This window comes from Qipengyuania sp. YIM B01966 (genome assembly GCF_016461955.1).
Taxonomy (GTDB): domain Bacteria; phylum Pseudomonadota; class Alphaproteobacteria; order Sphingomonadales; family Sphingomonadaceae; genus QFOP01.
Genome location: NZ_JADMNM010000001.1, coordinates 339689 through 353136, shown reverse-complemented (window position 1 = coordinate 353136; position 13448 = coordinate 339689). Strand labels below are relative to the sequence as shown.

At 66.2% G+C, this 13448-nt stretch carries 10 protein-coding genes; 5 read left to right on the top strand and 5 right to left on the bottom strand.

The window, feature by feature from the left end:
- Positions 1-4 precede the first annotated feature (4 nt).
- Positions 5-799 (top strand): twin-arginine translocase subunit TatC, encoded by a 795-nt coding sequence (tatC, locus tag ILT46_RS01820; protein ID WP_199502906.1) that lies wholly within the window; start codon positions 5-7, stop codon positions 797-799.
- A gap of 97 nt (positions 800-896) precedes the next feature.
- On the opposite strand, the gene ILT46_RS01815 is transcribed toward tatC, so the two are convergent.
- The 3 genes from ILT46_RS01815 to ILT46_RS01805 all read right to left on the bottom strand — a co-directional run bounded on the left by ILT46_RS01815 (position 897) and on the right by ILT46_RS01805 (position 3192).
- Positions 897-1181, bottom strand: a complete 285-nt coding sequence (locus ILT46_RS01815) for a hypothetical protein (protein ID WP_233396886.1) — start codon at positions 1179-1181, stop codon at positions 897-899.
- Positions 1182-1223: 42 nt separating this feature from the next.
- Positions 1224-1436: a hypothetical protein gene (locus ILT46_RS01810; RefSeq protein WP_199502905.1), complete on the bottom strand. Its 213-nt coding sequence runs from the start codon at positions 1434-1436 to the stop codon at positions 1224-1226.
- A 70-nt stretch (positions 1437-1506) separates the two neighbouring features.
- The gene (locus tag ILT46_RS01805) at positions 1507-3192 is read right to left on the bottom strand and encodes an amidohydrolase (RefSeq protein WP_199502904.1); all 1686 of its coding nucleotides are present in this window, start codon (positions 3190-3192) and stop codon (positions 1507-1509) included.
- Between the two features lie 100 nt (positions 3193-3292).
- On the opposite strand from ILT46_RS01805, the gene ILT46_RS01800 reads away from it, so the two are divergent.
- From ILT46_RS01800 to ILT46_RS01785, 4 genes are all read left to right on the top strand, one after another.
- Positions 3293-4537: a threonine ammonia-lyase gene (locus tag ILT46_RS01800; protein ID WP_199502903.1), complete on the top strand. Its 1245-nt coding sequence runs from the start codon at positions 3293-3295 to the stop codon at positions 4535-4537.
- Between the two features lie 112 nt (positions 4538-4649).
- The gene (locus ILT46_RS01795; protein ID WP_199502902.1) at positions 4650-5492 is read left to right on the top strand and encodes an arginyltransferase; all 843 of its coding nucleotides are present in this window, start codon (positions 4650-4652) and stop codon (positions 5490-5492) included.
- On the top strand, positions 5446-7641 hold the full coding sequence (locus ILT46_RS01790; protein WP_370592284.1) for an autotransporter assembly complex protein TamA: 2196 nt from the start codon (positions 5446-5448) through the stop codon (positions 7639-7641). Before ILT46_RS01795 ends, ILT46_RS01790 begins: the two co-directional genes overlap by 47 nt.
- Positions 7641-11846: a translocation/assembly module TamB domain-containing protein gene (locus tag ILT46_RS01785; RefSeq protein WP_199502901.1), complete on the top strand. Its 4206-nt coding sequence runs from the start codon at positions 7641-7643 to the stop codon at positions 11844-11846. Before ILT46_RS01790 ends, ILT46_RS01785 begins: the two co-directional genes overlap by 1 nt.
- Here ILT46_RS01785 and ILT46_RS01780 read toward each other — a convergent pair.
- Together ILT46_RS01780 and ILT46_RS01775 are read right to left on the bottom strand one after the other, a co-directional pair.
- Positions 11840-12418 carry a fasciclin domain-containing protein gene (locus ILT46_RS01780; RefSeq protein WP_199502900.1) on the bottom strand — a complete coding sequence of 193 codons (579 nt, stop codon included), beginning with the start codon at positions 12416-12418 and terminating at the stop codon, positions 11840-11842. The genes ILT46_RS01785 and ILT46_RS01780 overlap by 7 nt on opposite strands.
- On the bottom strand, positions 12415-13419 hold the full coding sequence (locus ILT46_RS01775; protein WP_199502899.1) for a hypothetical protein: 1005 nt from the start codon (positions 13417-13419) through the stop codon (positions 12415-12417). Before ILT46_RS01775 ends, ILT46_RS01780 begins: the two co-directional genes overlap by 4 nt.
- Positions 13420-13448: the final 29 nt, after the last annotated feature.

The following is a 13448-nucleotide window of genomic DNA, read 5'->3' as shown; positions in this document are numbered from 1 at the left end:
TCAAATGGCGCTGAAATTGAGGGATATCGATGAAACGCAGGCGCCGCTGCTCGACCATCTGATCGAACTGCGCACCCGGCTGCTGCGCGCCGTGCTGGCGCTGGCGATCGCCTTTGCCGCCTGCTTCTATTTCGCGGACGAGATCTTCGGCTTCCTGGTGCGCCCGCTGACGGCGGCATTTCCGGCGGGCGAGGGGCGGTTGATCTATACCAAGCTGTACGAGGCGTTCTTCGTGGAGCTCAAGGTGGCGCTGTTTGCTGCCTTCTTCGTCAGCTTCCCGATCATCGCCAATCAGCTGTGGGCGTTTGTCGCGCCCGGGCTCTATGCGCGCGAAAAGCGCGCTTTCCTGCCGTTCTTGCTGGCGACTCCGGTGTTGTTTCTCGCTGGGGCGGCGCTGGCGTACTATGTGGTCATGCCGACCGCGTTCCGCTTCTTCCTCAATTTCGAGGGTACGCGCGGTGGGCTTAGGATGGAGGCACTGCCAGGTACGGGGGACTACCTCGATCTGGTGATGCAGTTCATTTTAGCCTTCGGAATCAGCTTTCTGCTGCCCGTGTTGCTGTTGCTGCTCAACCGGGCGGGGATCGTCAGCCGGAGCCAGCTGGTGGCGTGGCGGCGATATATGATCGTGGCCGCCTTCGTGATTGCGGCGGTCGCCACGCCGCCCGACGTCGTGTCGCAATTGATGCTGGCGGTGCCGCTGATCCTGCTGTTTGAAGCGGCTTTGCTGATCATGCTGGTGAGCGAAAGGCGCGAACAGAACAGCGCCCAAGATGAACCAAACAACGCCAACACGTGATCAAGGCGCGTTAGAGACGCACCCTGCCGGGCGCTCAACACGCACAAAAAAACGGGGCCGCGAAGCGACCCCGTCTTCTATTCGCTAACGACTGAAATCAGGCGCTGATGGCGTCATCTTCGCCGTCGTCGAGCAGCAGGATGATGCCGCCGATGAACAGGGCAACCGCAGCGATCGCAAGGATCGCGCTCGAGCCGCGGCCCATTTCGCTTTCACCTTCGACCGGAGCCGAAACCGGAGCAGCCTGAGCAACAACCGGAGCGGCAGTCAGCGTGGCAGCGGCAAGGGCCGCAGCAACATTGTTGAACTTCATAATCATTCTCCTGAGCCTTGAACCTTCGAATCTCAACAGGGTCTTACGAAACTCGGCCTGCTGACGCAACCACTAATCCGAACCATTGACTGGTTTTCTCAATCCCTACGATCAGGCGCTGATCGGATCGTCTTCCTCGTCTTTTGCCAGCAGCACAATCGCCGCAATCACCACAGCAATGCCGACATAAAAGAACAAGGAATTGCTATCGCCCAGAGCGTTGGGCTGTTCAACGGGGGCGCTCCGGGGAGCAGCCGTAGCCGCCACCGGGCTGAACGCCAGCGACAACGCCGCAAGACTGGCCGAGATTCCCCGCACGATCATTATCCTTCCTGTAAATGCGCCTTTGCACGCGCGTTCCTTAACCTGCGGTAAACGACGCCCGCCACCGGGGTCAGCGCGTCGATGTGGATGATTGACGCGCAGCGTCAAAGACTTTTTCTCCGCCCACCCAGGTTTCAAGCACGCGCGTGCCGCGCAACTGATCGGCGTTGATGGCGAGGGGATCCCGGTCGACTAGCAGGAAGTCCGCCTGTTCCCCGGCAACCAGCCGTCCGAAGCGCCCATCGGCGAAGCCGGCATAGGCGGCGCCGGCGGTGAAGCCGGCCAGCGCCTGTTCTGGCGTCACGCGCTCCTGCGGCTGCCAGCCACCGACCGGCTGGCCATCCGCGCCGACCCGGGTGATCGCTACCGCCCACCCGGCAAACGGATCGGGCGATTCGACCGGTGCATCCGAGCCGAAGGCCAGCCGCGCACCTGTTCGGGCGATGCTGTTCCAGGCATAGGCGCCGGCGAGCCTTTGGGGGCCCAGCCGCGATTCGGCCATCAGCCGATCGCTGGTCTGATGGACCGGCTGCATCGAGGCGATGATCCCATGGCGGCCGAACCGTGCGAGGTCCGCCGGGTCGACCACCTGAGCGTGTTCGATCCGCCAGCGCCGATCGCCGCGATAGGTTTCGGCCATGTCCTCGATCGCGCCGAGGATCTCATCGTCCGCCGCGTCGCCGATCGCGTGCACCGCGACCTGATAATTCTCCATTGCCGCGCGGCTCATGATGTTGCGAAGTTGCGATGGAGTGTAGAGTGCCAGCCCGCGATTGCCCGGCGCGTCGGCGTAAGGCTGCTTGAGCCACGCCCCGCGCGAACCCAGCGCTCCGTCAAGCAACAGCTTGATCCCGTTGAGCCGGAGCCGGTCGCCATAGAGCCACCGCGTTGGGCCGGAGCCACCGATCAGCGTCATCGAATCGAGCGAATCGGCATAGGCCATGATCCGCAGCTTGAGCGTGCCATTGTCGCCCGCGCGGCGGAAGGCCTGCCAGTCATGGATCGAGACGCCCATATCCGCCACCGCCGTGATGCCGAGCCGAAGCAGTTGCTGCTGGGCGGCGAGCAGCGCGGCATCGCGGTCCGCCGGCCGGGGCGGGGGCACCGCCTTGCCGATCAGCTCCATCGCATTGTCGACGAACACCCCGGTCGGCGCCCGCCCGGGCCCGCGCTCGATCCGCCCGCCCGCCGGATCGGCGGTTTCGGCGGTGACACCTGCTACCGCTATCGCGCGGCTGTTGGCCCAGGCGGCATGCCCGTCGACGCGGGATAACCAAACCGGTCGGTCGCCCACCGCCCGGTCGAGTTCGGCGGCGGTGGGGAAACGGCCCAGGCCCCAGCGCTCCTGATTCCAGCCGCGTCCCACGATCCACGGCCGGCCGGGATTATCGCGGGCGAACGCAGCGATTTTCGCCAGTGCCTCGTCGAGCGAGTTGGTGTCGCTGAGGTCGAGCGTGAGGCTGGCAAAACCGAGATTGAGGACGTGGGCATGGGAATCGATCATGCCCGGGATCATCACGCGTCCGCGCCCGTCCACCCGGTATGTGGTCCGCTGCGGGCGGCGGTCGCCGCGGTCGAGCACCTGCCGGATGGTCCCGTCATCGGCGATCCACAGGCCGGTGAAGCGATCGACCTTGCCATCAGCGGTGATGGTGATGCCCTGGACGTTATCGACGAGCACGTCGGCATGAGCTGTCGCCGGCAGCGATGCCGTGGTGGACAGCAAGGCGACAAGCAGTGTTCTGAACTTGGTCATGCGCGGCTGGTTAGAGACAAAAGCCGTGCTTGAAAATGTCCAACCAAAGCTGGCGGGCTGCACGGTTTCAACGTCGGCGCTTTTCGCCTAACTGGCCGCGATGACCAGCACCTCTGCAACCCCGCCCGGCCTCGCGCCGCTGACCCTCGACGATGTGCGCAGGGCGGCTGAGCGCATCGTCGGGGCCGTGGTGCATACGCCGACGCTGCGCAGCGAAACGCTGTCGCGGATCACCGGCGCGGATATCTGGCTAAAATTCGAGAACCTGCAATTCACCGCGGCCTACAAGGAACGCGGCGCGCTCAATGCGCTGCTTCAGCTTACCGAGGAACAGCGCGCGCGCGGGGTGATTGCTGCCTCGGCCGGGAACCACTCGCAAGGGCTCAGCCATCACGGCACGCGGCTGGGGGTTCCGGTGACCATCGTCATGCCGCGGACAACCCCGACGGTGAAGGTGATGCAGACCGAGAGCGTCGGCGGCAAGGTGGTGCTGGAGGGCGAAACCTTTGACGAGGCCTATGCCCATGCGCGCCAGCTCGAACGCGAACTGGGCCTGACCTTCATCCATCCGTTCGACGATCCGCAAGTCGCCGCCGGCGCGGGGACGGTGGCGCTGGAGATGCTGGCGGCGGTGCCCGACCTCGAAACGCTGGTCATTCCGATCGGCGGCGGCGGGCTGATTTCGGGCATGGCGACGGCCGCCAAGGCACTCAATCCGGGGATCGAGATCGTCGGCGTCGAGGCGGAGCTGTTCCCCTCGATGTACAACCGAATCAAGGGCACCCAGCTGCCCTGCGGCGGCGATACGCTGGCCGAAGGGATCGCGGTCAAGGAGCCGGGCCGCTTCACCGCCGCGATCATCGAGCGGCTGGTGGACGATATCGTGCTGGTATCCGAACAATCGCTCGAATCGGCGGTTTCGCTGCTGCTTCAGATCGAAAAGACCGTGGTTGAAGGCGCCGGCGCGGCGGGACTTGCCGCGGTGCAGAGCTGGGGCGAGCGGTTTCGCGGCCGGCGCGTCGGGCTGGTGCTGTGCGGCGGCAATATCGATACGCGGCTGCTGGCAAATGTGCTGCTGCGCGATCTGGCGCTGTCGGGCCGCCTGGCGCGGCTGCGGGTGACGCTGCAGGACCGCCCCGGCGCGCTTTACAAGGTGATGGGCGAGTTCCAGGCGCACAATGTCAACATCATCGAAATCTATCACCAGCGCATCTTCACGACCTTGCCCGCCAAGGGGCTGGTGACCGATATCGAATGCGAAGCGCGCGACAGCGAGCAGATCGACGGGCTGATCGCCGCCCTGCGCGCCAAGGGCTATACGGTCAGTCAGGTCGAGCTCGCCTGACGTCGCCCCTTTCGCAGGTGGCGGATATTTTTGTGGTTAATCCACTTTAACGCTTGGCCCGGCTGGGCCATACAGGGCGTCCCGCAACGGCGGCAGAGGATCAGCTTCGCCCGTGACAGCACCTGTTCGCTTCCCGCGCTTCTTCGTCACCAGCCTGGCGCCATGCCCCTATCTGCCCGGCCGGCAGGAGCGCAAGGTGTTCACCGAGTTGAAGGGCGAGCAGGCCGACCAGCTGCATGAGGCGCTGGGCCGGATCGGTTTCCGCCGCAGCCAGACCGTCGCCTATCGGCCAAGCTGCGTGGACTGCCAGGCCTGCGTTTCGGTCCGCGTGGTGGCATCTGCCTTCCAGCCGTCGCAGAGCCAGCGGCGGGCCATGAAGGCCAATAGCGATCTGGTGGTCACCGAATGCCGCCCTTGGGCGACCGAAGAACAATATGCGCTGCTCCAGCGGTATCTCGCCGCGCGGCACCCCGGCGGGGGCATGGCGGCGATGGATGAACTCGACTTTGCGGACATGGTGGAACATACGCCGGTTACCAGCTATGTGGTCGAATACAGGGAGCCTGGAGAGGGGTCGCAGCCGGGGCGCTTGGTGGGCGCCTGTCTGACCGATCGCCAGGCGGACGGGTTGTCGATGGTCTACAGTTTCTACGACCCCGAACATGAGGCGCGGTCCGGGCTTGGAAATTTCATTATTCTCGACCACATCCGGCGCGCCGCCGCCGACGGATTGTCCTATGTCTATCTCGGCTACTGGGTCGAAGGTTCGCCCAGCATGCAATACAAGGTCCGCTTCCGCCCGCTCGAACGGCTCGACCGGGGTGGCTGGCGGCTACTGTCATCTGACGAACAGGATGCTCTCATTGCCGATGCCAGCGCGGGTGGGCGCGGGCTGCGCGGGGGTTGCGGTGCAGGCAAGGAAACCCACCATTCCCGTTATCGCATGGCAGACTAGCCGCCGCCGCAAGCTGGCCGCCGGGCTCGCCGCGATCGCCCTGCTGGCGAGCGAGGCGGCCTATGCGCAAAGCCAGAATGCCCGGCTCGAGGACCTGATCCCCGACGAGGCGGTGGCCAATCCCGATGCCTGGGCGGCGGAGGGCGTCACTCCTGAAGCGCAGGCTGCCGAACTGGCCGGTCCTGAACTCGAAGCGGATTCGCCGCTGGCCGAATTGCCCGAATTGTCGGTGCCTTGGCCCGATGACACGCCGCTGCCCGAACTGGTCGAACTGACCCCCGAAGACGATATCGAATTTGCCGAGCTGGACCCGCAGGTGGCGCCGCCGGCGCCCGAACTCGAATTGCGGCAACTGGGCCCGTCGCTCGCCATCGCCTATCCCACCACGGCCGAGGATTTCCCGCCGCGCGACGATTTCCTCGCCCGCTTCGAAGCGCTGTCGAGCATCGAGGAATACGACAACGCCGACACCAATGTCGCGCAACTCGCCGCGCGCGCACGGCAGGACGAGGAACTGCTCAATACCTTGCTGCGCATCTACGGCTATTATGATGCGCAGGTGACGCGCACGATAGGCGAGCTGCATCCCGGCGAGGATAAGCCCGAGCCGCGCGGAGTGCGCTTCGACATCATTCCCGGCCCGCGCTACGCCTTCGGGCAGATCGATCTCGGTGCGCTCGATACCGCTCCTGACGCGGCGGCGCTGCGACGCGCGTTCGAGGTTACGACCGGGCAGGACATGTCGAGCGATCTGGTGATCGAGGAGCAGGCCGATCTCGATCGGATGCTGGGCGAAACCGGCTACGCCTTTGCCAGTATCGAGCCGCCCGAATTCCTCGTCGATCACGCGCGCCGCGAAGGCGATCTGACGATGCGGGTCGATCCCAAGGGCAAATACACCTTCGGCGAAGTGACCAGCAGCGATCCGGCCTTTCTGCCCAGCCGGCACCTGGCGCGGATTGCGCGGTTCGAGCCGGGCGAAATCTACCAGCGAAGCCTGTCGCTTGACTTGCGACGGGCGATCACCGCGACCGGGCTGGTCTCGGGCGTGACCATCGCCGAACGCGAGGTGAGCCCGCCCAGCGGTGACCAGCCGGGCGTCGTGGCGATGGACGTCAATTTCACCCGCGCGCCGGTGCGCACCATCGCCGGCGCGATCGGCTATGGCTCGGAAGAAGGGTTCCGGCTGGCCGCCAGCTGGGAGCACCGCAATCTGTTTCCGCCCGAAGGTGCGCTGCGGCTGCGCGGGGTGTTGGGGACGCGCGAGCAGCTTGCCGGGATCACCTTCCGCAAGAACAATTTCCGCGGTCGCGCCCGGGTGCTGACGCTCGACGCCTATGCCAGCACGCTCGGCACCGGCGCCTATGAAGCGCGCACGGCCTCGCTCGTCGGGACGTACGAGCATCTGTCGAACCTCCTGTATCAGAAGCCGTTCGGCTGGAGCGTCGGGCTGGAAGTCTTGGCGACCAGCGAACGGCCGCGTCCGGTCGTTCCCGAGGGTGTCGATCCCGACACGCTGCCGCTGCGCCCGCGCGAGACCTTCTTCATCGCCGCGCTGCCGCTTTATGCGCTGATCGACACCTCGGACGACCTGCTCAATCCGACCAAGGGATTCCGCCTTGGCGCGCGGCTATCGCCCGAAGCGTCGCGGACCAACTCGGCCAATTCGTTCTATCTGCGCAGTCAGGTCGATGCGACCTATTACCGGCAGATCAACGACCGCATTGTCATCGCCGGGCGCGGCGCGGTGGCGGCCATTCCCGGTGCAGAGCTGTTCGACATCGCCCCGTCGCGGCGTCTCTATGCCGGTGGCGGCACGTCGGTGCGCGGATATGGGTTCCAGCGGATTAGCCCCGTCAATGCGCTGGGCGAACGGACCGGCGGGCGTTCGCTGGTCGAGGGCTCGATCGAAGCGCGCGTCAACACGCCCTGGTTTGGCGGGGCGCTGCAGGTGGTGCCGTTTGTCGATGCCGCGTCCGTCAGCACCGATGTCGTGCCCGACTTTTCCGATATCCGCATCGGCGCCGGGGTCGGGGTGCGCTATCTGACCGGCTTCGGCCCGATCCGCGTCGATGTCGGCGTGCCGCTCAACAAGCGCGCCGACGATAATTGGGTCGCGGTTTATGTCTCGCTTGGCCAGGCTTTCTGATGGACGAGGTGCTGCCCGCCACGCCGGATTATGAGGTGTCGGAAACCCCGGCACGGCGGCGGTCGCGATTGCGGCAGATGGGGCGCCGGCTGCTGGTGCTGGTCGCCGCGCTACTGGCGCTGGTTGCGATCGGTGTGGCGGTGTTCAACAGCCCGATCGGCCATCGCTACGTGGTCGATCAGATCGCCCGGGTGGCGCCGGCATCGGGCCTGCGCTTCACCGTCGGGCGGATCGACGGCAGCCTTTATGGCCGCGCGCGGCTGCACGATGTGACCGTTTCGGACCCCAAGGGCGCGTTCATGACCGTGCCGCTGGTGGAACTGGACTGGCGACCCTTCAACTGGCTGCGTAGCGGGCTCGACGTGCGCGAACTGGTGCTCCATCGCGGGCGGCTGATGCGCGTGCCCGAGCTGTTGCCGGGCGATCCCGATGCGCCGATCCTGCCCAATTTCGACATTCGGGTGGACCGGTTCCAGATTATCGACCTGACCGTTGCCGAAGGGATTGCCGGGCCGCAGGCGCACCGGCTGAACCTGGCGGGCAAGGCGAATGTCCGTGACGGGCAGGTGGTCGCCCGGCTCGACGGCGCGGTGGGCGACAAGGACCGCGTACATCTCGCCCTCGATGCCCGGCCCGATGACGACAAGTTCGATATCGACCTCGATTACGACGCTCCCCGCGACGGCGTGATCGCGGCGCTGGTGGGAGGGGATGCGGCCTATCGCGCAATCGTCAGGGGCAATGGCAGCTGGCGGGAATGGCGCGGCCTTGCCTATGTCGCGCGCGATGGCGAGCGGTTTGCCGCGTTCCGCCTCGCCAATCGCGGCGGCCGCTATACCGCGCTCGGCCAGCTGCGGCCGGCGCCGGCGCTGTCGGGGTTCCTCGGCGACCTTGCCGGCGAAACCGTCTCGCTGCACACCACCTTCACGTTGAAGGACAGCGTGGCGAACGGCGTGTTCATCACTCGTATGGGCGGCGCGGATGCGCGCGGGACGGGTGCGGTCGATCTGGCCAATAACCGGTTCACCGCGCTCAGGGTGGAGACGCTGCTGCGCAAGCCCGATCTGTTCGGCAATGCTGCCCGGCTCGACAATGCCCGCGCGCTGGCGACGCTCGACGGGCCGTTCCGCGAATTGCGGCTGCGTCACACGGTCAGGGTCGGCCGGGTGACGGTGGGGACGACCATGCTGGACGATGTCTATCAGGACGGTCTGGCGCGCTATAACGGGGCCCGCTGGCTGATCCCCCTCGAAGCAAGGGTCGGCCGGGTGACCACCGGCAATGCTATGCTCGATCCGCGGCTGGTCAACGGGCGGATCGCGGGAACGCTGGCCTATACCGGCCGCCGGCTCGATTCCGACCAGCTCACTCTCAGCTTCCCGACCGCCAATGCCCGCCTGTCGCTGCGGGGCGACCTTGATGCGGGGGCCTTTGGCCTTGCCGGGCCCGTCAATGTCCGCAACCTGCAACTCGAGAACCTCGGCACGGTCGAGGGGCGCGGCGATATCGTGCTGCGGTATGGCCGCGGCGGCTACGATCTTCGGGCCCAGGTGAACGGGCGGATGCCGCGGGTCACCAATGCGACGCTGGCGAACCTTGCCGGCGGCAATATCCGCTTCTCGGGCGGGGTCGGGATGGGCAGCGCTGGTCCCCTGCGGTTCCAGAATTTCCGCCTCGCCGCCACCAAGCTGCAGCTGACGCTGGACGGCCGCGTGACCGATCGCGGGACCACGCTGGCGGGGCGCGGGCGCCATGTCGATTACGGTCCTTTCACCGTGGAAGGCGAGGTGACGCAGAGCGGCCCACGCGCCGTGCTGGTGTTCGCCAATCCCTTGCCGGCCGCTGACCTGCGCAATGTCCGCGTAGCCATCGCGCCCACCGCCGGCGGTTTCAGGATCGATACGCGCGGCGGTTCGATGCTGGGGCCATTCGACGGTCAGCTCGACCTGTTTGCCCCGGCCAATGCGCCGGTGCGCGTGAACATCCGGCAAATGACGATCTCCAGCACGGCCGTGACCGGCAACCTCGTGCTGCTGGGCAATGCAGTGCGCGGAAATCTGGCGCTGTCGGGCGGCGGGGTGGACGGCACGATTGCGCTGGCGCCGCGCGGGCGCGGGCAAGGTTTCGACGTCAAGCTGCTGGCGCGCGATGCGAGCTTCGGCGGCGAAACCCCGCTGACCGTCGCGTTTGCGGATGTCGATGCCAGCGGCATCTGGGCCGGCGGCAATTATTCGGTGCAGGGAACGGCCCGTGCCGAGGGGCTGAGTTATGGCACGCTGTTCCTTGGCCGCATGGTAGCGCGCGCCAATGTCGTAAATGGCGAGGGCACCTTCGACGCGCAGATGAGGGGCAGCCGGGGCAGCCGCTTCAACTTGCAGGTGACCGGCAATGCTTCGCCCCAGCGCATTGCGGTGGCCGCGCGTGGCTCGATTGCCGGGCGCCCGATCACCATGCCGCGGCGGGCGGTGCTGACGCGGCTGCGCAATGGCGGCTGGGCACTCGCCCCGACGCAAGTCAATCTCGGTCGCGGCGCAATGATTGCCGAGGGCCGCATTGGCGCCGGCGCCCCGCAAATGCGGCTGCATTTGTCGCAGATGCCGTTGTCACTCGCCGATCTTGCCGGGCTGGAGCTGGGGCTGGGGGGCACGGCATCGGGTATCGTCGACATGACCAGCGGGGCGCGCGGCGTGCCGGTCGGCGAGGCGCGGGTGCAGATTGACAATCTCGTGCGCTCGGGTCTGGTGCTGACCTCAGCACCGATCGACGTGGCGCTGGTGGCTCGGTTGACCGAGCGCACGCTCGAAACCCGCGCCATCATCGACGAGAATGGCCAGCGACGTGGGCGCCTTCAGGGCCGTATTACCGGGCTACCGGCAACGGGCGGTCTGGCACAGCGCCTGCAGCGCGGCAGCCTGTTCGCGCAATTCCGCTATGGCGGTCCGGCCGAAGGGCTCTGGCGCCTGGCGGCAATCGACGCATTCGACGTGACCGGGCCGGTCAATGTCGCCGCCGATATTACCGGCACCCTGGCCGACCCGGCCGTGCGCGGTTCGCTCGCTAGCGACAATCTGCGCGTGCAAAGCTCGCTGTCGGGGACCGATCTCAGAAATGCCACAATTCGCGGGAATTTCTCCGGTTCGCGGCTACGGATTACGCGCTTCACCGGGACGGCCCCCAATGGCGGAACGGTGTTGGGCAGCGGCACCGTCAACCTGAGCAATATCGGGGGCGGGCGGGGCCCCGGGCTCGATCTGCGTGTGTCGGCGCGCAATGCACGGCTGCTCGACAATGCCGGACTGGTGGCGGCCATCACCGGGCCATTGCGGATTGTGTCCGATGGCGTTGGCGGGACGATCGCGGGCCGCGTCGCGATCGATCGAGCAAGCTGGCGACTGGGCACCGCAGAGCAGGATTTGCGCTTGCCGAACATCCGCACGCGCGAGATCAATCAGGCGATTGATCGCCCCGTCGCGACCGCGCCGGCAGCGCCGTGGCGCTATCTGATCAATGCCCGGGGTGATGACCGGATCGAGGTCGACGGAATGGGCCTCGATAGCGAATGGGGCGCCAACATCATCCTGCGTGGCACGACCGACGATCCGCGGATCGGCGGTACCGCGCAAGTTGTGCGCGGTGAATATACCTTTGCCGGTGCCCAGTTCGAACTGACGCGCGGCCGCATTGCCTTCGACGTCGGCCAGCCGATCAATCCGCGGGTCGATATTGTCGCGGAAAGCGAAGCCGACGGGCTTGACGTGACCGTCCGCGTGCAAGGCAGCGCGATGAGCCCCGACATTACCTTCACCTCAGTCCCCGGGCTGCCCGAGGAGGAAATCCTTGCCCGGTTGCTGTTCGGCGGGTCGATCACCAACCTCTCGGCTACCGATGCGCTGCAACTGGGCGCCGCGCTCGCGTCATTGCGAGGCGGCGAAGGCGGCGGGCTTGATCCGATCAACCTCCTTCGCACGGCGATCGGGCTGGATCGATTGCGAATCGTCAGCGCGGATCCCGCCTTGGGCCGGGGCACGGCCATTGCGCTGGGTAAGAATCTCGGCCGGCGGTTCTATGCCGAAATCGTCACCGACGGGCGCGGGTATAGCGCGACCAATGTCGAGTTCCGGGTGACGAGCTGGTTGTCCCTGCTTGGCTCGCTGTCGACGATCGGTCGCGAGTCCATCTCGGCGGAAATCAGCCGCGACTATTGAGCGGGCGGTGCGTTCGTCGCTGGCCCCGTTACCGGCGCGCTCAGCATGCGATCGATCGGCAGCAACACGCCGTTGGTCGCCTGCCGGCCCGGCCCGGTGATCCGGGCGCTGCGGCCGGTTTCACTATCCGTCACCAGCAGCCTGTCGCCGTCGCGCGAGAAACGCAGGGTGGCGCTTCCCAGGGTTCGCATCGTGACTGCGCCGTTCGTGTCAGCAATGGCTTTTTCGATGGCATCCCGGGTGACACTGCCCGGCAGGATGTGATTGCGCAGCGTTGCTGCGACCAGCGCCCGGCGTCCGGCATCACCTGCCGCGGTGGGTAAGCCGCCGGCCCCCGCTAGAAGCGTATAGGCACCCGGTCCGTCGAACACGGTGTTGAGCCCTGTCTGATCGAGCGCGGCCGCAATCGGCGCGTGGGCATCATCCTGGGCGATCATGGCAGCCAGGGTTTCGCCACTCGGTTCGGCGAGCGTTTGGATCGGCACACCCCCGGCCTTTTCGCCATCCGCGTTGTCACACGCGGCGAGGGCCAGAGGTACAAGCGCGAAGACCCATCTTGCGCGGCCCGTCATGACAGCAACTCGATTGCGGCCTGGATCAGGCGCGTTTCGGGGTCGAGGCGATAGACGCGGCCATCGGCGTAGCGATAAGCCGCTTCCGGGCTATCGTAATACCGGCTCTGATACGGCGCAGGGACGTTATAGACATCATACCCAACCGGCATGGCCTGGCCGACGACGAAGCTGTCGCCTGTCATCAGGGCGGCCACTGACTGGATCGCTGCGGTCTCCGGCTCCAAGCGATAAACGACATTGTCGGCGTAGGCGTAGCCGCTCGGCGCGCCGAGATTGTAGTAATCCTGATAATAGGCTGGAAGCGGTTGGCGGGTGTACGTGGCCGGCCAGACATTGCCGATGCCAAGCGCACCGGCGAGCAACGGAATGAAGCCAGTCACCCTGTCCCCGTCGCCAAGCCGATACAGGTAGCCATCACCCAGCAGATAACGCCCGGCCTCGCGATAGCCGAAATAGCGGGGATCATCATAGGCGCGCCGTGTATCATGGCGGGCCAGACCCGGCGGCGTGCAGCCGTTGTTTTTCTTGGCGAGGCCCGGAGGGCAGCCGTCGATCAACCCGAATGAGCGAGGATAACGATCATTTTGCACCCGAACATCGCTCTGCGGGCCGAGACGCCCCTCCTTGCGACCATCATGGGCGGCAACGCCTCGAAATTGCTGATCATGGCCGCGCGCCTGAGCGGGGCGGCTATCGCGGCGCGTCTGAGCCATCTCGGCGCCACGGCCATTCGCGCCGTCCCGCCCGGCAGCGGAGTGGCTACGGGCGTCATTCCGGCGAGCTTCGGTCCGCTCGGCGCCGCGTTCGGCATTGCCGCGTTCTGCGCCCGAATGTCCGCGCTGCGCGCGCTCGGCACTGCCAACATTCACCGGCGCGCTGCGCTCGGCATTGCCGTTGCCACGACCATTGCCCTGACCCTTGTTTTCGCCAGGTGCGGCATGAGCGATCCCGACCATGCCGAGTGCGAGCGCGGTGCCGATCATCCATTTGTGCATCATCTGTCTCCTTGGGTAAGGTAAATCGTGGT

Excerpts from the sequence above, each read along its gene's own strand:
- ILT46_RS01810 (WP_199502905.1), bottom strand. The coding sequence starts at position 1,436 with ATGATCGTGCGGGGAATCTCGGCCAGTCTTGCGGCGTTGTCGCTGGCG.
- ILT46_RS01785 (WP_199502901.1), top strand. The coding sequence starts at position 7,641 with ATGGACGAGGTGCTGCCCGCCACGCCGGATTATGAGGTGTCGGAAACC.
- ILT46_RS01775 (WP_199502899.1), bottom strand. The coding sequence starts at position 13,419 with ATGATGCACAAATGGATGATCGGCACCGCGCTCGCACTCGGCATGGTC.
- tatC (WP_199502906.1), top strand. The coding sequence starts at position 5 with ATGGCGCTGAAATTGAGGGATATCGATGAAACGCAGGCGCCGCTGCTC.
- ILT46_RS01780 (WP_199502900.1), bottom strand. The coding sequence starts at position 12,418 with ATGACGGGCCGCGCAAGATGGGTCTTCGCGCTTGTACCTCTGGCCCTC.
- ILT46_RS01805 (WP_199502904.1), bottom strand. The coding sequence starts at position 3,192 with ATGACCAAGTTCAGAACACTGCTTGTCGCCTTGCTGTCCACCACGGCA.
- ILT46_RS01800 (WP_199502903.1), top strand. The coding sequence starts at position 3,293 with ATGACCAGCACCTCTGCAACCCCGCCCGGCCTCGCGCCGCTGACCCTC.